Annotated in this window: 18 protein-coding genes and 4 tRNA genes; 18 read left to right on the top strand and 4 right to left on the bottom strand. The window is 34.0% G+C overall.

The genetic code is table 11. The features are described 5' to 3' along the window. Nucleotides 1–85: 85 nt before the first annotated feature. The 4 genes from DW761_RS12100 to DW761_RS12085 are packed head-to-tail and all read left to right on the top strand — an operon-like array spanning nt 86 to nt 4,174. The gene (locus tag DW761_RS12100; protein WP_117518321.1) at nt 86–1,039 is read left to right on the top strand and encodes a lactonase family protein; all 954 of its coding nucleotides are present in this window, start codon (nt 86–88) and stop codon (nt 1,037–1,039) included. After that, entirely contained in the window at nt 1,036–2,445 is a 1,410-nt protein-coding gene (gndA, locus tag DW761_RS12095; protein ID WP_117518320.1) for an NADP-dependent phosphogluconate dehydrogenase, read from the top strand. The genes DW761_RS12100 and gndA overlap by 4 nt, the downstream gene beginning before the upstream one ends. Continuing rightward, a complete protein-coding gene (gene zwf / locus DW761_RS12090; RefSeq protein ID WP_233511962.1) occupies nt 2,387–3,835 on the top strand; it encodes a glucose-6-phosphate dehydrogenase in 1,449 nt (482 codons plus the stop codon). The genes gndA and zwf overlap by 59 nt, the downstream gene beginning before the upstream one ends. Before the next feature lie 9 nt (nt 3,836–3,844). After that, nucleotides 3,845–4,174 (top strand): inorganic pyrophosphatase, encoded by a 330-nt coding sequence (locus DW761_RS12085; protein ID WP_117518319.1) that lies wholly within the window; start codon nt 3,845–3,847, stop codon nt 4,172–4,174. Between the two features lie 98 nt (nt 4,175–4,272). Here the strand turns inward: DW761_RS12085 and DW761_RS12080 are convergent, their stop codons facing one another. The 4 genes from DW761_RS12080 to DW761_RS12065 form a co-directional block, all read right to left on the bottom strand. Continuing rightward, nucleotides 4,273–5,478 carry a tetratricopeptide repeat protein gene (locus DW761_RS12080; RefSeq protein ID WP_117518318.1) on the bottom strand — a complete coding sequence of 402 codons (1,206 nt, stop codon included), beginning with the start codon at nt 5,476–5,478 and terminating at the stop codon, nt 4,273–4,275. 78 nt (nt 5,479–5,556) lie between these two features. Further along, a complete protein-coding gene (locus DW761_RS12075; RefSeq protein WP_199484174.1) occupies nt 5,557–6,411 on the bottom strand; it encodes an alpha/beta hydrolase in 855 nt (284 codons plus the stop codon). Between the two features lie 55 nt (nt 6,412–6,466). After that, nucleotides 6,467–6,676: a hypothetical protein gene (locus DW761_RS21455; RefSeq protein WP_117518316.1), complete on the bottom strand. Its 210-nt coding sequence runs from the start codon at nt 6,674–6,676 to the stop codon at nt 6,467–6,469. A gap of 123 nt (nt 6,677–6,799) precedes the next feature. After that, nucleotides 6,800–7,096 (bottom strand): hypothetical protein, encoded by a 297-nt coding sequence (locus DW761_RS12065; protein ID WP_117518315.1) that lies wholly within the window; start codon nt 7,094–7,096, stop codon nt 6,800–6,802. Nucleotides 7,097–7,261: 165 nt separating this feature from the next. Between DW761_RS12065 and DW761_RS12060 the strand changes: the two genes are divergently transcribed. From DW761_RS12060 to DW761_RS11995, 14 genes are all read left to right on the top strand, one after another. Further along, on the top strand, nt 7,262–7,837 hold the full coding sequence (locus tag DW761_RS12060) for a GNAT family N-acetyltransferase (RefSeq protein WP_117518314.1): 576 nt from the start codon (nt 7,262–7,264) through the stop codon (nt 7,835–7,837). Then, the gene (locus DW761_RS12055) at nt 7,821–8,894 is read left to right on the top strand and encodes a M42 family metallopeptidase (protein ID WP_117518313.1); all 1,074 of its coding nucleotides are present in this window, start codon (nt 7,821–7,823) and stop codon (nt 8,892–8,894) included. The genes DW761_RS12060 and DW761_RS12055 overlap by 17 nt, the downstream gene beginning before the upstream one ends. A gap of 82 nt (nt 8,895–8,976) precedes the next feature. Then, a complete protein-coding gene (locus DW761_RS12050) occupies nt 8,977–9,663 on the top strand; it encodes an N-acetylmuramoyl-L-alanine amidase (protein ID WP_117518312.1) in 687 nt (228 codons plus the stop codon). Between the two features lie 242 nt (nt 9,664–9,905). After that, entirely contained in the window at nt 9,906–11,384 is a 1,479-nt protein-coding gene (locus tag DW761_RS12045; protein WP_117518311.1) for a DUF3502 domain-containing protein, read from the top strand. After that, the gene (locus DW761_RS12040) at nt 11,368–12,243 is read left to right on the top strand and encodes an ABC transporter ATP-binding protein (protein WP_158552728.1); all 876 of its coding nucleotides are present in this window, start codon (nt 11,368–11,370) and stop codon (nt 12,241–12,243) included. Before DW761_RS12045 ends, DW761_RS12040 begins: the two co-directional genes overlap by 17 nt. After that, on the top strand, nt 12,221–14,434 hold the full coding sequence (locus DW761_RS12035) for a hypothetical protein (RefSeq protein WP_178695219.1): 2,214 nt from the start codon (nt 12,221–12,223) through the stop codon (nt 14,432–14,434). The genes DW761_RS12040 and DW761_RS12035 overlap by 23 nt, the downstream gene beginning before the upstream one ends. Beyond that, nucleotides 14,427–15,455, top strand: a complete 1,029-nt coding sequence (locus DW761_RS12030; RefSeq protein WP_117518308.1) for a hypothetical protein — start codon at nt 14,427–14,429, stop codon at nt 15,453–15,455. The genes DW761_RS12035 and DW761_RS12030 overlap by 8 nt, the downstream gene beginning before the upstream one ends. A 94-nt stretch (nt 15,456–15,549) precedes the next feature. Further along, a tRNA-Ile gene (locus DW761_RS12025) sits at nt 15,550–15,626 on the top strand. An 18-nt stretch (nt 15,627–15,644) separates the two neighbouring features. Continuing rightward, nucleotides 15,645–15,720, top strand: a tRNA-Ala gene (locus DW761_RS12020). Between the two features lie 190 nt (nt 15,721–15,910). Next, nucleotides 15,911–15,987 (top strand) — tRNA-Ile (locus DW761_RS12015). An 18-nt stretch (nt 15,988–16,005) separates the two neighbouring features. Beyond that, a tRNA-Ala gene (locus DW761_RS12010) sits at nt 16,006–16,081 on the top strand. Nucleotides 16,082–16,222: 141 nt separating this feature from the next. Further along, nucleotides 16,223–16,594, top strand: coding sequence for an Imm1 family immunity protein (locus DW761_RS12005; RefSeq protein WP_117456208.1), 372 nt, complete (start codon nt 16,223–16,225; stop codon nt 16,592–16,594). A 107-nt stretch (nt 16,595–16,701) separates the two neighbouring features. Next, on the top strand, nt 16,702–18,027 hold the full coding sequence (locus DW761_RS12000; protein WP_117518307.1) for a sensor histidine kinase: 1,326 nt from the start codon (nt 16,702–16,704) through the stop codon (nt 18,025–18,027). 11 nt (nt 18,028–18,038) lie between these two features. After that, nucleotides 18,039–18,779: a LytR/AlgR family response regulator transcription factor gene (locus DW761_RS11995; protein ID WP_117518306.1), complete on the top strand. Its 741-nt coding sequence runs from the start codon at nt 18,039–18,041 to the stop codon at nt 18,777–18,779. Nucleotides 18,780–18,831: the final 52 nt, after the last annotated feature.

The following is an 18,831-nucleotide window of genomic DNA, read 5'->3' as shown; positions in this document are numbered from 1 at the left end:
AGGCAAATAGTTAACAGTTTTTCTTCGTTCATGCTAAGCTAGGAATGTAAAACCATTTGGTTTTTCAAAGAAAGGTGCTGATACAATGATCGGTTATATTGGAAGCTATGCGTCAAAGGATTCTACAAGCGTCATACGTTTTACCTTTGATGAGCAAACAGAAGCATTTACAGAGATAAAAAATATCCTGCCATGGAAAGACAGTAAATATTTGTCTGTCCTAGGAAATGATTTTGTGTCAATTTTAAAGAAAGATAAGGCTGGAATTGGCCTTTGGCATATGGATTGTAAAGAAAGTGAAGAAGTCTTGGATGAAGAAATCACTTCTTGTTATGTGACACAGGATCAGGATTATATTTATACAGCAAATTATCATGAAGGAACACTTTCTATCTATGTGAAAAAGGAGCATCTGCATTTACAAAAACGTATATTGATCAAGAAGCATGCAGGATGTCATCAGGTGATTTTGTATAAGCAGTATTTGCTTGTGCCATGTCTGTTGATAGATAAGATAATGATTTTTGATCGTCTTCATGATGATCAGCTTGTAAAGGAAATAGATTTTCCAAAAGGCAGTGGACCACGACATGGAGTGATGGATACAAATAATCATTTATATTTGGTCAGTGAATTAAGCAATCAATTGTTTATCTTCCATTTGGATGAGGAACTCCATATGGAATTGTTAAAGACGATTGATTTAGTGCCAGAAAAAGAAAAAGCGGCTGCGGCAGCCATTCGTATGAGTAAAGATGGACGTTTCCTTTATATATCTATACGGGACATCAATCAGATTCTTGTATTTGACATAAAACAAGGCGCAGTCATACAGCGAATGGAAGCACGTGGTGATCATCCAAGAGATATCGCTTTATCACCTGATGATGCTTATCTGTTTATTGCGAATCGTTTTACTAACACTTTGGTGGTATGTAAACGTGATAAAGAATCTGGATTATTGACGCTTTGTTTGAATGAAATGAAAGCAGTGGAAGCTGTAAGTATTGTATTTGAAGAACAGGAGGCAACAGTATGAATGATATCGCAATGATTGGACTTGCGGTCATGGGTAGAAGTCTTGCCTTAAATATGGCAGACCATGGATATGAAGTTGCCGCATATAATCGAAGCTATGCTTTAACACAGGAAATGATGGAAAAATATCCTCATGAACATGTACATGCCTATCAGGATTTGAAAGAATGTATCCATTCACTTATGAAACCGCGTAAAGTCATGTTGATGGTAAAAGCGGGAAAACCAGTGGATATGGTGATTGAACAACTTATACCCTTGTTGGAGGAAGGCGATATCATCATTGATGGTGGTAATTCTTTCTTTGAGGATACCATTCGAAGAGAAGCATATCTAAAAGAAAAAGGGCTGCATTTCTTTGGCGTTGGTATCTCTGGTGGAGAAGATGGTGCACGTTTTGGCCCAAGTATCATGCCTGGAGGAAATCAGAAAGCATATGAAGAAATACGACATATATTAGAAGATATCTGTGCAAAGGCAGAAGATGGCAAAGCCTGTTGTACATATATCGGAGAAAATGGCGCAGGTCATTATGTGAAAATGGTACACAATGGAATTGAATATGCAGATATGCAGCTGATTGCCGAGGCTTATTTGTTATTGAAACATGCAGGTGGATTTGATAATAAAGAAATTCATCAAATCTTTGAAGCATGGAATGATAGTGAATTAAACAGTTTCTTGATTCAGATTACAGCGGATATCTTTAAGGAAAAAGATGATCTAGGTAGTGGTGAGCTGTTGGATAAAATCGTTGACAGTGCAGCCCAAAAGGGTACGGGGCGATGGACTAGCATAGAAGCTTTAAAACAAGGTGTGGATATCTCAATGATTACGGCATCATGTAATGCACGTATCATGTCGAATCAATTGAAACAACGCCAACAGGCACATGTTGTATATCCAACACAAAAGATTGCTATACAGCATGATCAAAGTTTTGTGGATGATGTAAAAGAGGGCTTATATACCGCTAAGATTATTGCTTATGCGCAAGGCTTTGACCTTTTAAAACATGCGTCCAACACGTATCAATGGAATCTTTCCTTTGGTGAAATTGCATCGATATTTCGGGCAGGATGTATCATTCGGGCACAGTTTTTAAATGATATTATGAAAGCATACGCAAGAGATACAAAATTATCCCATTTAATGATGGATGAATTCTTCTCATCACAGATACAAAAGCATCAGGAAAGTCTGCGACGTATCACTTCACTGGCGATAGAAAAAGGAAATGCAGTACCGGCTATGAGCAATGCAATTTCCTATCTGGATATGTTTTCATCTACACATATGGGTGCTAATTTGATTCAGGCACAGCGTGATTACTTTGGCGCACATACGTATGAAAGAATTGATCAGGTGGGATCTTTCCACCATGCATGGGGACATGATCATGAATGATCTGACGCTTACCATCTTTGGAGGAACCGGAGATCTGACCTATCGAAAACTGCTGCCGGCATTATATAATCTATATGTATCGAAACAGGTAGTGAATATACGAATTGTCATTGTTGGAAGAAGAGCGTATGATCATGAGAGCTATTGTGAAGTGATAAAACCATGGATCAAACAGTTTGTTCGTTTACCATATCGTGACCAGGCATTTCAAATGTTCTGTGATCAGCTTTCCTATTATCAGATGGATTTTACAGATGAACAAGCATATTTGCCTTTACAAGCGTTCTATCAAAAACATCAGATGAATCATCATATTTTCTACCTTGCGGTGGCACCTCGTTTCTTTGATATCATCGCAAAAGGCTTACACCATGTCACAAATGCAAATATGGGAAGTGTTGTTATTGAAAAACCTTTTGGTGAAGATCTAATTTCTGCCAAAGCTTTAAATAAAGAGCTGGAAGCATTCTTCACAAAGGATCGTGTCTATCATATCGATCACTATCTGGGCAAAGAAATGGTACGAAATATTCAGGCCATTCGTTTTACGAATCCTATATTTTCAAATATATGGAGCCATGAATATATTGAACATGTACAAATCAATGCCATGGAAGAAGTTGGTGTGGAGAATCGTGGATCCTATTATGATCACAGCGGTGCTTTAAAAGATATGGTACAAAATCATCTCTTTCAGATTTTGAGTATCATAGCGATGGAGCCAATGAATCTTTACACACGGGATGAAATGCATGCTCGTCAGCTACAGGTATTAAAACACCTTCGTCCTGTTTCTAACTTGAATATCGAAGATACTATGGTATTGGGACAATATTTTGATTATCAGAAAGAACCATCTGTGGCAAGTGATTCCCAAACGGAAACATATGCAGCACTACGTTTATTTATTGATAACCAACGCTGGCAGGATACACCATTCTATATTCGTACAGGAAAGAAACTGGATCGAAGAGAAATGGAAGTCATCATTACATTCAAACGTGTCATGCCAGATGTAGATCCTAATATATTAATCATTAAGATACAGCCCAATGAAGGCGTCTATGTAAGATTTAATATCAAGAAGCCAGGCAATAGTGAAGACATCGTGCCAGCTAGTATGGATTTTTGTCAGAGTTGTTTAGATATCAATCGTATCAATACACCAGAAGCCTATGAACGCCTGTTGCTTGCTGTAATGCAACAAGACAGCTCATGGTTTTCTAAATGGGATCAGATTGAAGCAAGCTGGCAATATGTTGAAGAACTAAAACAACGATATCATAAAGAAAACTTGCCAATATATGATTATCTTTCCTACAGCAGTGGACCACAAGCCGCAGATGTGTTACTATCAAAACATCAGCACGCATGGCAGAAGAGCAGCTAAGGAGGACATATGGAAAGAAAAATTGTGACCGTTACGATTGATCGAAAACTAGGCAGTAAACACCCGCACTTTGATATGATCTATCCCGTCAATTATGGATATATCAAAGGAATCATGGGTGGTGATGGTGAGGAACAGGATGCCTATATCGTTGGGGTAGATACACCATTAGATTCATTCACAGGAGAAGTCATTGCGGTAGTAGAACGCTTTAACGATTGTGAAGAAAAATGGGTTGTCGCACAAGCAGGCAGTGAATATACAAAAGAAGAATTAGAAAAATTATTAGAATTTCAGGAAAAATATTTCCAGCATGAAATTCACGTGATGGAAAAGTAACATTTCATTAAAACTTGTGTGAATCATAGTATTCCTAATAGCGAACATCCACATCGCAGATGATTACACATCCTATGAACAAAAGAAAAGGCTGATTTTCAGCCTTTTTGTTTATGCATTTCCTCTAAATATTCCCTTGCGCTTTCAACATAATACGTACTATTTCCTTTTTCAATGATTTCATCAAATAGCATTTTTGCCTTTTCCTCATCCTGCAACATGTAGTAACAATACGCTTCCTTGCTTAATAAACGAATGGTATCCAGTGTTGTTTTCATAGATAGAGAATGAATCTGTGCTAATGCTTTTTCATATTCCATCCGATGAATATACTTATCTGCTTCTAAAGATATCAATAGTTTTTGTGCATCATCCTGATACTTTGGATATTTTTTCGCATAGGCGTCAATCACAGCTTTATCCTCTTCATAAAACTGTGGGAAATATGCCTCACGTTCATGTTTACTCATACTTGCATAATGATAGACCACTCGTAAGTTCGCATTATTTAAATACGTATTTTTATGCTTTATCAAATCTTTGATTCTTTCATGATTATCCTGTTCACGTAAAGAAGTCATTAGTATATATTCTCCAAACATTGTTTCTATTTTATGATGATCCAATAGATGATCCATGATCAAAGTCATACGATAAGGATCACATTGTTTATATAATAAATCCTCTGCCATATGATGAATATAAGCATTGATCTTCAACGTAAACAAAAAGCGATACAGGATAATGGATACCATCGCCAATCCAAGCGACAACAAGTCATTTTCAAATACCATCCAACAAAGGATATTTACCCCTAAAAAAAGAAGTAATAAAACGATTCTTAATCGATTGACATATTGACTATATCCACGTATCTTTTCTTTACATGTGAGATCTTCAATCTCATCAAAAGCAAGTGCCTCATCATCTGCCTTGATAATGCCGCCACCACCAATCGTAGATAGCTTATACGTATCCCATTTTCTAATCAGCATCAAAAAGAAATCCACTAATAATAATGGAACTAAGCTTAATACACCTAAAAAGACAATGACAGGAAATCCTAGAAAAGCAATGCATGCGCTCATAATAGATTTTCCAGTAAATTCTCTGATACGTATCCAGTTGAAGAATAGATAATACCCATTCACTAATCCACCCATGACAATGACAGGCGCTAATACATCTAAGATAGTGAGCGTATCCATATATGGTGCACTTTGAGAAAATAAGTATGCTTCACAAGCTCCAACGACACCGCCAATCAGACATAGAAACAAATGAAACCGAATATTGATTTTCATATCCAGGACCCCTCTCTGATGATTTTATTATACACCAACACATAAGAAAAAAGTGATTTTCTGATGAGGAAAACCACCTTATATTTTTACATATTTATCTAAAAAATCATTTATGCATTGCCAATATTCTTCAGGGCGTAGTTTATCATTGCTCGCATGACGACCACCTTTGATAATCATTTTTTCCTTTTGACCCGGGCATACAGCATACAAATCCTCCATCATATGCATGGAAATAAAGCTGTCATGATCCCCATGTAAAAATAACATCGGTACCCTTGCATGTGATATATGTTTCATACAATCCACATCAGATATACGATAGCCCGCCTTGATTTTTAACACTAAGGATAAACAAAAGATTAAAAATCCACTGGGAACTTTTGGGACCATACGTTTCACAATATGGGTTAATTGTCCTTTCAATGTGGAAAAACCACAATCTTCGATAATGGCACGAATCGGATAACCTTCCACATCCGCACACATCATTACACTGGCAGCACCCATGGAAACACCATATAATAAAATATCGCTGGCGCCTTGTTTCTCTAATTCTTTACACCAATCTAAAATATCCAAACCATCCAAATAGCCAAATCCTATAATGTTGCCATCACTTCTTCCATGCCCTCTTAAATCTGGCAATAATACATTATATCCACGCTCATAAAACTGTCGTGCCTGAGAAATCATATCTTCCAAACGCCCCATATAGCCATGAACAATGACAACCCATGCATTTCCTTTATTTGAGATGGTGCTGGCATGAAGCTTTAAACCATCTTTTTCCATTGTGATATGACGCACAAACTTATTTTGAAGATACCAGTGGTCATCACTTGTTAAAGTGTCGTGAGGGTTCACCGATATAAAAGGCTTTTCTGATTTCGCATCAATTGCCTGATGGAAAAAATATAACCCGATCCCCATACATATGATAAAAAATATCAATAGGATACATAAAATAATACTATATACGTTCATGTCATTTGATTCCTTTCTTTACTTTCTTATATTCCCTTTGCAGGTAATCCAAATACGTACCTGATGTCACAAATCCTCTTAAATTTAAGATATCACTGCTAAAAGCACCCAATACCTGATCAACGAATTTTACACAATTACTGCCTAATATGAAATATTTACGATAATCCTTTGTATATTTATAGAAAGAAACTTTTGTCGCTAGATACAATTGATTAGTAAATTGAGAATCATCATGATCTGGATCATTTATAATATCAGGATACCGTGGAATGCTGTTTTCATAAAGTGTTGAAATTCTGGCATGTATTTCTTTAATCTGATGTGCTTCTAATCAAAGTCCAAACGCAAAAATTGTGTTCTTTTCATGTTCAATACAAAAAGGCAGATAGAAAGCTTCATCAAAGATAAACATCACACCATCTCCTATAGCCTCCATCATTTGAAAGCTACGATAATCATAGTTCCCATATGAGTATACCTTATGATCAATACTGAAATCAATATGTCCTATCATGCCAAATCCTTTTTTTATCGCATGAATATATACCATCATATCTGGTGTACCATCTTTCTTTTGATCATGTAATCCTAAGATACACAACACATATGCACTTAAGGCATACGTCATCACATCTATATGCTTTTTATCATGAATAAGCCCTTCTACACTATTATGGTACAACTTTTTATAAGGTACCACAAGGGATGCTTTTCATTTTACAACATAAAAAATATACATGTATTTGATTGTGATAGTATGCTAAAATAAAACTGCTGAATGTGAGGGGATGACATGCCAAAAGAATTAGATGTAAAAAATACCATTTTAGAATCCAAACGATTGATCTTAAGAGGATGGCAAAAAGAAGATCTTGATGATTTATATCAGATATTCACAGATCCTGCCATCTCAGAAATGTCTGGATGTCCCACCATATCCTCCATGGAAGAAGCACAGACGTTAATGAAGATGTTTCAGGATATGAATAAAGTATTTGCCCTTGTCTGGAAAGAAAATGGCAAAGTAATCGGTTCACTTGATTTAGAAACGCCACAATTTGATTTCGGTGAAGCATACAAAAATGCCTATGGAAAAGATGTTGGATGTATCCTGCATCAAGATTACTGGGGTAATAACATTATGGTAGAAGCTACTGATTTGGTGGTTGATTATTGTTTCCAACAGCTACAATGTGATTACATGTGTTGTGGCCATTTCAAAGACAATCCTCAATCAGAACGACTGATTGAAAAAATGGGATTTCATTATCAACGGGATGTGATCTTTCATCCACAAACAGGAGGAGAAAAAGCTGGTAAGCTTTATTTATTAGATCGAAAGGAAAAGGAATATGAGAACAAAAGCTGAAAATATTGAAATGATCAAACAGTTTTCAAATGCCAATGGTGTTAGTGGCTTTGAAGATGAAGTAGTATCACTCGCAAAAAAATATGCGCCACAGAACAGTGTTGTAAAAGAAGACCATTTAAGAAACACATATATCTATCAAACAAAACAAACACAGAAAAAACCGCTTGTCTTAATTGATGCACATAGTGATGAAGTAGGTTTTATCATACAGGCGATAAAACCCAATGGTACGATGGTATTTTTACCATTGGGAGGATGGGTGCCAGACACCATTCCTGCCTCAAAAGTACGTGTAAAAAATGCAGAAGGTAAATATATCAGTGGTATTGTAGCCGCAAAACCACCACATTTCATGAAAGACCGGGAACATCCAGAAAGCTTGTCTATGCAGGAAATGGTCATTGATGTTGGCGCCACAAGCAAAGAAGAAGTGATTAATCAATTACATATTCATATCGGTGCTCCTGTCGTACCAGATGTCAGCTGTACCTATGAGGAAGAACGTGACTTATTTTTAGGTAAAGCATTTGATTGTCGTATAGGATGTGCGTGTGTGATGGAAACATTAGCCCATATCCAAAATGATGATGTAGAAGTCATTGGTACACTATCTGCTCAGGAAGAAGTTGGTGAACGAGGCATGGATTTAGTCACAAAAACCATTCATCCAGATATCGCCATTTGTTTTGAAGGCTGTCCTGCGGATGATACCTTTCAGGAGGATTGGATGATACAAACAGCACTTCGTAAAGGGCCAATGCTACGTCACTTTGATAAAAGTATGATCACCAATCCAAGATTTCAACGCTATGCATTAGACTTAGCGAAACAATTAGGCATCCCATGTCAGGAAAGTGTCAGAAGCGGTGGCGGTACCAATGGTGCTATGTTGCATGTGTCAAATAACGGCACACCTACGATTATCATTGGTGTACCTGTTCGATATATCCATTCCCACCATGGATTTACCACTTATCAAGACTTTGAAAACAGTGTAAAACTGGCATATGAAATCGTAAATCGCTTAAACAAATCACAAATTGATACCTTCTAATAATCCTGCTGATTCAGCAGGATTTTCTTCTGTTTATCGCATGATATAAACAAGCATTTCATATACTGTAACTGGTGAGAAAATGAAAAGAAAACATTATATCCTAGGCATCGCCATGATCGCAACCATATTGGCATCAGCCTGTATGTTGTCACATATCCAAAGCATCAATGCATCAAGAACCTATCATTCTTTATCAGGCGTCAGTATCATTTTGGACCCCGGACACGGTGGAAAAGACGATGGTGCTAGAGCAGGCAATGTCAAGGAACAGGAAATTAATCTAAAAATCGCAAAGAAACTGGAAACACTCTTAAAAAACAACGGTGCCAGTGTCACTCTTACAAGAACTGGCGCCTATGATTTAGCCAGTGCAAATGCCACCAATCGTAAAAGAGAAGATATGAAAAAACGCATGGAAATCATCAATGCAGATAAAACAGACTTATTTCTAAGCATTCATTTAAATGCATATCCCAATACATCCGTAAAAGGGGCACAGGCATTTTATGAAAAAGATAATGAAGTATCCAAAGTATTCGCAGATATCATACAAAAGAATTTCAAAAAATTAACAGGAACTAATATGACAAGTAAAACAGGTGATTATTATATCCTGAATAATGCAAATAAAATCGGTTCACTTGTGGAATGTGGATTTCTATCGAATGATGAAGATCGAACAAAACTAGTAACTGATGAATATCAACAAGATATTGCAGAATGTTTATGCAACAGTGTTTTAGAATATTTCAGTTTTCTATCGTAAAAATGTTAAGTTTTATTAGCATAATATATCATTTAAGCAACAAATTATATTTACTTTTTCATAGATAAGAGTCATACTGTATATGAAAGAGGTTACACTGTAAGTGTTAAATGATTTATACTTTTATTAATCATGAACTCTCACAACGTGTAATTGTAAATGAAGCCTGTTTGAATATAAAAGTAAACAGGTTTCATTTACTAGCTTTTGATAATAGGGACAGTATGAAGAGGGTGAATATTATGAAAACTGTAAAAGCAGGAAAAGTCTTATTGATATTATTAATCTTAATAGCGCTGAATGGATGTGCAGGTAAAGATAAGACAAAAGAAATCGTATGGTACATAGAACAAGGCAGTGAATCATGGATTGATTCTGAAGAAACATATAAAGCAATATCTAATGAGAGAATTGATGCTGTTAATGAACGATTAAAAGAAATGAAAACAGGCTTGAAATTAGTGATAAAGCAATATCCAAGACCAGAAAGTCTGGAAGGTTTTTCTTTGAATAATCAGAAAAAGTTAGTAAGTAATATAATATCTAAGGATGAAAATGTGGATATCGTACCTTTTAATCAAACATATATCTCAGCACTAGAACCATTAGATACTTTATTTGACACAAAAGAAGGCAAGGATTTATCACAATATTATTCACAAAATCAGTTAGATACAGAAAAGCTTAATAATCAAATATATTTAGTGCCGAAAATAGTCTACCCTTTGGAAACCTTTTACTTATTTATAAATAAAGACTATTATCAAGCTCATAAAGAAGCGATAGATCATGTCATACATCAACCTTTAGAAGTGTTAAAATATTTTAATGAAAATTATCAGAATAAAAAGGATTGGATATTAAGTCAGCGTTTTAATTTAGAAACATATATCGCGGATAAATATCAAAATATTAATAATACGGGTCTATTTATAAGAAAAAAAGATCATAAAGTTGTGAATCCTTATGAAGAACCATATATTTTAGATACTATAAAATTGATTTCTGATATGAGATGGAAAGGTTTTACTGGTGCAGATTTAAGACAGGAGGATTTAAACGATATTATATCAAAAGATCAAGTTGTTATGGATGGCTCTCGTGGATTTACACAACGCCTTAAACAGAAAGAAAAAGATGTTCGTTTGGATATGACAAAAGAATATTATGCATACGTATCAGGATTTTCTATATTAAAGGACAGTAAACAAAAAGAAGATGCATTTCGATTAATGGCGATATTAAATACAGATAAAGAGTGTTCAACAATTTTACAATTTGGTACAAAACCAGAGCGTAATGCTTCAGGAAAAATCATAGATCATGCACATTATACAAATATTAGTTGGAATAACTTTGGTAATAACATGATTATAGAATCTTCTGAAAATGAAGTAGATAATAAATTAGAATACTTTAAAAAACTGGAAGAAGAGGCAAATATTACCAAAGAAGAATTATTGCCAAGCTTCTTTGATTTATCAAATGTTAGTGATAAACTGGATCAATTTGATAATATTAGAATGGCTACAGCAGATGGAGATGCAGATGTCATTGGATGTATTGCATGTAATAAGGGAGATACTGTAAAAGATACAGATACATTGATGAAGGATGTAGAAGAAGTAAATCAGAAACTAAAGAATGCAGGAATTGATCAAGTTATACAAGAACTACAAAAACAATTAGATGAATGGCTTCAAAATGAAACTGGAAATTAAACAATTGGTAAAAAATTATGGATCATTTACTGCATTGGATCACATATCGTATACCTTTGAAAATGGAATTTATGCATTGCTAGGCCCAAATGGCGCAGGAAAATCGACGTTTATGAATATTCTGGCAATGCTGCTGAAAGAAACACAAGGAGAAATCATATTAGATGGAAAACCTTTAGTGAAACAGAAAAAGAGTTTTTTAAATATGTTAGGCTATATGCCACAACAACAATGTTTATACGAAGATTTTACATTAAAGGATTTTATGTACTATATTGGCAATTTAAAAGGCATGAAGAAACAGGAAATCATTTCCCGTAGTCAATATTTGGTAAAAGAAGTAAAACTAGAAGATGTTTTCTATAAAAAGCTATCAGCCTTTTCTGGAGGAATGAAACAGCGTGCAATGCTTGCGGCAACCTTGATCAATGACCCAAAGATTTTAATTCTAGATGAGCCAACAGCTGGGTTAGATCCAATGAAACGAATGGAAATGCAAAATATGATTGCGAGTTTTGCGAAAGATAAAATCGTTTTAATTGCGACGCATGTTGTCAGTGATGTAGAATTCATATCTAGTAAATTCATCTTCCTAAAAGAAGGACATATTATTTTACAGGGAGATCGTATTAGTATATTAGAGTGCTTAGATCAAAAGGTAAAGGAAAGAGAAATAACAATAGAAGAATATCAGAAATATAAACAGGCAAATATCGTCAGCTCTATCTATTATCGTCATGATAAATTGTTTGCCAGAATCATTGACGATCATGATGAATATTCAGGAGAAGTGATCACACCAGAAATCAGTGATGTATATTTTTACTTGTTCAGGGATGAAAAAGATGCTGTATTATGATTTAAAGAAAACACTCCTGAATAAGAAAAGTTTATGTCTGATATGTTTGCTTTTGATATTTCAATTTGTACTATTCGTTACTGTTCAGCAATCCTCATCCATTTATCAGAAAGATTATCAGACACTACAGGAAAATATAAAAGGCATGCCTTTGTCAGATGCTGCTGATTATTTAAAAAAGATGGAACTACAGTCAAAGCTGAATGGAGATCGTATAAGTGATCAAGAATGGAAAGAGGCAGTGTCACAATATGGAAATGATGTGCTTTCTCAATTAGGGAAAGAAACATATGATTTAAGAACAATCCAGCGACTGCAGGATGAAGTGAATTATCTAATACGATATCCTGCATATTATCAAAGCATTGTTCAGAATCAAAAAGAAGAAATCTCTCTTTTCCGTAAGGATAATCATTTCATAAAAGAACGGCAGGTCGCAATCAAAAAACGTTATGAAGGTAAGAAATTAGAGGCGGGTACTTCCACAAAAGGAACATATGGAATAGAATTAATATTAAATGATTATTTTGTAGATATCTTCATCGCGGTATTCATGATTTATATAACATATATACAAGTAGATAAAGAATATCAGTCAGGCAGGATGTCTTATATCAAAGCTACCTCTAAGGGAGGGTTATGGAATTACTTAAGTAAATATGCTTCTTTGACAATATCAATGATTGTATTCATGGCACTTTCCTACCTTGGAATGTATGTGATTCGTGGAATACAATATGGGTTTGTGAATATACAACAGCCAATACAAAGTGTTATGATGTGCGCTACAACACCAATCAAATGTACGATTATACAGTTTTTATTACTGATGTTGATCATGCGCATATTGGCATTTGCATTTGTGGAAATGTTACTGCTTGGTGTTTCGACGTTCTTTAGAAAAACAATGATTGGCAGTGGTTTGATTGCGATATGTGTATGTATCAGCACATTGTTATCTAATTTTACTGCAGATAAAAACAGCTTACTTGCATATCTTTCATTATCACATATTTTACATCCAGAACTAGATTTTATTCGTGTGAGCTATATTTCTATTTTTTCACACGCAATATATTACACCTGGCTGTTGATTTGTTTAGCTCTATTGATTTGTTTGATTTTTGCTGGTTCTTATTATGCATATATTACAAAAGAATATAAACAAAAAATGATAGAGATACCAGTATATGATAAACATTTTCATTCTTTGTTATTTTATGAAGCAAAGAAGTCTTGGCTAAAAGGCGCTGGCGTCTTGTTTGCATGCCTGCTGCTTATGCTTGTATCATTTGATCTTTCTAATATACATACATTATCCTATCAAGATGATCGAATTATAAATTACTATATTGATGAATTTGGTGCATCACCAACAAAAGAAACATATCAAAACATCGAAAAAGAAAAACAGCGTTTTGCGGATATTGAACAAAAACTACTTTTATCAAATAACGAAACAGAAAAAACGCTTCTTTCTAAAGAACTTTCCACTCAGCGTACGTTTCAAGAATATTGTCAAAAAATAGAAATGATAAAAAATGATGAGTCAAGACAGGTATTAAAAGAAGATCATACTAGAATGTTTTTTGATCAATCAAAAGAATTCGCAAAATTACTGGTATTCTATATACTGATGATGGTGCTGATGTGTATGCATACATACGCAAAGGAAAAAGAAAGTGGAGTTACACTTTACTATAAAACAACAATGATTGGTATTAGAAAAACACATACGTTAAAATATATACAATTAAGTGTTGGCTTTACACTTCTATGGTGTTTCATCAGTATAATGATCTTCCTGCATAATAAGCAAATGTATCCAGACGTTATGTTGAATGTCGCAATGCATGATTTACAACAGTTCTTTACATCGCCATTTACAATGACGATTATGCAGTATTTAGTTATGCAATTTATATTAGAAATCCTTGTAATTCAAGCACTACTGTATTGTGTTTTATATTTGTTTTCACGTATTAAATCTGAAAAAGTCACAGCGATTGTACTGTTTCTTTTGTTAAGTGTACCATTATTGCTTTGTATCAATGAGGTTTATCAAGCACCACTGTTCATGTGCCTTTTTTATCCGTTTTTAAATATTAAAAAAGCATTTATTGCTTATATATTCATACTTATTGTATTTATACTATGCAGAATAAAGAAAGTGAGGGATATTCATGCGTAAAATATTATGTGTATTGTGTTTGTTATTGGTTTGCTGTGGATGTTCAAATAAGGAAAAGAAGGATAGTGAAGCTTATGTAATTGATGCATTTCCTTCTGTATCTGAACAAGGCGTCTATCATATTGTAAAAGGAAAAATAGGAAATCAACTATATTTTTATGATGGAGAAACGAATCAAGATGTACCACTTTGCGCAAAACCTAATTGTGACCATAATAATAATCAATGTGAAGCATACCTGATTACACAATATAAAGATACAGTCATGAATTATCCGCCAATGCCTTATGAAGGAAAACTTTATGGTGTTTATATGAATATGCAGACAGGAAATAATTATTTATGTTCTATGGAAGAAGATGGAAGTGATCGAAAAGAGATATTAAAACTTACAGATGGGGCGATTGCATCTTTGATGATTTATAAGAATAAAGCCTATATTTGTTTAGAAACATTTGAACATGATGAAAATGGAAGAATCGGAAGACTTGCAGAAAATTATCTTACATATATTGGAGATTTAACTAATGGAAAACTCACGCAATTAGATTTAGATGAAGACAGTATTGTGAATTTTGAAGGTGTTTGGGATAAGCAAGTGATGTATATGACAATAAAAGAAGAAAACGATAATGTGAAAGGTGTATTAATGAGCTTATCAGAAGATGGAAAAGAAAATAAGGTATTTTTAGATAATATGTCAACTTTGAATGCTTTTTTGTACAAAGGAAGTATTTATAGTAATGATAATCAACAAATTAAAAAATTAGATTTAAAAACGAAGGAAGAAGCAGATGTCTGTCAGGCTCATACAGATGGTTGCACATTGGATTCTGGTGTAAATGATCCTTTTGGACTCATGCGTATTACATGTGTGAAAGATAACAAGTTTGTAAAAGAAATATATGTTGATTTAGAAAAGAAACAACAAGTGTCCATAGAGGGTAACATTTATACAAAATATAAAGATGGCTATTTAGTGATGGATGAACAAGGACTTTTAAAATTTATAAAAGAATAACTTCACCTAAAATAGTTAAAATTTCAAAATAGTAAAAATAAATGTTGACAAACAAAAACTCCTATGGTATTATGTACAAGCATTCGGTGGAAATGGGCCTGTAGCTCAGGTGGTTAGAGCGCACCCCTGATAAGGGTGAGGTCGTTGGTTCAAGTCCATTCAGGCCCACCATCGAATTTAAATATACATGGGGTTTTAGCTCAGCTGGGAGAGCACCTGCCTTGCACGCAGGGGGTCATCGGTTCGATCCCGATAAGCTCCACCAAATTTAAAACGAATCTCGATAGGTTATCGCTTATCGGGATTTTTTTTGTTCGATAATTCGATGACCAGACATTGAAATAGAACGATAAATCGCTTATTATAAAATTTTTCAAAAAATTATTAAAATTAAAAAAATAGTGTTGACATATAAAAAACATCGTGGTATTATAATCAAGCATTCGATGGAACATGGGCCTGTAGCTCAGGTGGTTAGAGCGCACCCCTGATAAGGGTGAGGTCGTTGGTTCAAGTCCATTCAGGCCCACCATCGAATTTAAATATACATGGGGTTTTAGCTCAGCTGGGAGAGCACCTGCCTTGCACGCAGGGGGTCATCGGTTCGATCCCGATAAGCTCCACCAAAATTTAAAACGAATCTCGATAGGTTATCGCTTATCGGGATTTTTTTTGTATAGATATCAGATGACCAGAAAAGATGAAAAGAGTTTTTAAAATCTGGTATAATTAAGAAAAATGACAAAGAAAGGAGAAAAATCATAGTGATGTTAATGCATGTAGTAAGTAATCAAGGGGAATTTGATTGTCGTAGTAAAGATGAAATTGAAACAATCATAAGACAAAGCACCCAAATTCCATATGATGATATCTGGCTTTCTGGGGAATATGAGTATCCATGTTTGACGATAACATTAAATGGAGCAGATGCCTGTTTGCATTATTTTCTAAATGGTGATGGTGATTTCTGGCAATCAGTAGGAACTTGCGAAAGAGTAGTAAGCTTTGTAAGTGGCAATGGTGCCCCTGATTTTACACCAGAAAATGCTGTAATCACACTTGATCAAGCAATACAGTGTATGCGATTATTCTTTGATACTTTACAAAGACCAGATTGTATTGCATGGAGGAGTATGTAAAAATAAAGTGAACAGGATGAAGAAAAAACCTGTTCATTTTTATGTCGATACGATGAAAACCATAGTATAATTAATATGCTTTAAAAGCGAGTGGAGGAGAGATATGAATGAAAGTTTTTATATCTATATTTGGAAACTTGTGTTGGGTTTTGTCCATCTTTTGGGCTTATCAGAAAATCATATATCAAAAAGTCAGTTTCAAAAAAATGTGCTATGTCGCCATTTTTTACTTTGGGATAGGACTTGTTGAGGAAGTATTGCATACAGGAGAGATTCCTTATTACTTATCAGATTTAACTGGAATTGATATATTCTTTTTTTTGGAACTTGAAATATTTGTTTGGTGCTGGATCATCGCATATACACTATTTGACAAAAATCTAAAACGTTCAATTTTTCTCATCGCATGCATATGCTCAGTATGCCAGCAGACGTTCTTTATTCTAAATGAAATGCTTTGGTTTTTATCAAATGGAAATGTACAAATCTATTATTTATTAAATTTGCCAATGATAGCACTGTTGTTTTTTACGATTTATCTGATTGTGGAAAAGTTGAATATTGCCAGAATCTATCGAGAATTTGAGTATAAAAATTTTTCTTTCATACAAATTTTAGGAATGACGATTATTGTATTATTCATATATGATCTATTATCTTATTGTTTACAAATGATACCTGTAAAATCAAAAGAACAATTCTTGATACCACTTTTTTTGATGTTCATTATGATATTGACTATGATATATTACATTCAAATGGTCAGTTTAAAAGATAAGAAAAAATACAGTGATATGTTATTGAAGCAACAAAATCTTTATATTCAAGATTTAGAAAAAATACAACAAAATATGCGTACCTTCAAACATGATTATAAGAATATGATGTCCAGTATTTACCTACAAAGCAAAGAAGGAAACATGCAGGAAATAGAATCTACAATTTCAAAATTAATGGATGAATTTGATGAAGATATTGATAAGAAAATGAATCTAACCAATCAATTAGCAAATATCCAAATCAATGAAATGAAAAGCCTTTTATATTCAAAAATCACAGAAATCAATCATCAGCATATCTCATTACATATGGAAGTATTATATCCAGTGCAAACAATAAAAATGAATATTATGGATGCATGTCGTGTTTTGGGGATTCTTTTGGATAATGCAATAGATGAAGTTAAAGATCATGAAGGTGATATGAACCTGGTATTATCCAATCAGGAAGATGCCTTTCATATGATTGTGGAAAATTCATTATTCCATGATGTAGATATTGAAAAAATCTATCAAGAAGGATATTCCACCAAAGGTACACAGCGAGGGATGGGATTGATTTCTTTACAAAAGATAATTGATAAATATTCAAATGTGACGATAGCTACACAAATTGTGGATAATCGTTTCATTCAGGAAATAACCATTGTATAGGAAGTGATAACATGTTAGAAATATATGTATGTGATGATGAAGTTTCGACGTTAAATTTTATACAGCAGGCAATTGAAAAACAAATTCTGATTCATGAATATGATATGAAAGTAAAGCAGGTATATCGTGATCCTTGTGCAATGTTAGATGCGTTAGCGAAGCAACAAACCAAACGTAATATTTATTTTTTAGATGTTGAACTAAAACATCCAGAATATGATGGCTTTTTGTTGGGGAGAGAAATACGCAAAATTGATCCAAATGGCACAATCGTTTATATCACGAGTTTCAAAGATTTAGCTTATAAAACCTTCCAATATCATATTGAAGCCTTTGATTATATTGTGAAAGATACACAAGAACAGTTGCATACATCCATCAGTGAGTGCCTGCAATCTATTATTCAACGTCTAAAAGATGAAACAAAAGATCCTGTTGCATGCTTTACGTGTAAAAGTGGAGATAAACTGCGCCATATTCCCATCGATGATATTTATTACTTTGAAACATCAGCACGTTCTCACCATGTGATCTTACATGGGAAAAATCAACGGATAGAATTTCTGGGAAACCTTACAGATATAGAAAAAGAATTGAAAGAAGGCTTTTTAAAAATTCATCGTTCTTATTTAATTGCCTTAGATAAAATCGATTCCATTGATCTTAAACATAATGAAGTAATTGTAAGAGGTGGGGTATGTAGTATATCTCGTAAAGAAAAATCTCGTTTACTTGAAAAAATCAAGAAATGAGATTTTTTGTTATTTAGGAAACAATCCTTACCATTCAGGAACAAGCCACCAT

This window comes from Absiella sp. AM29-15, from assembly GCF_003434225.1.
Lineage (GTDB): Bacteria > Bacillota_I > Bacilli_A > Erysipelotrichales > Erysipelotrichaceae > Hoskinsella > Hoskinsella hominis.
The sequence above is the reverse complement of the archived record's forward strand: the minus strand, read 5'-3'. Positions and strand labels throughout refer to the sequence as shown.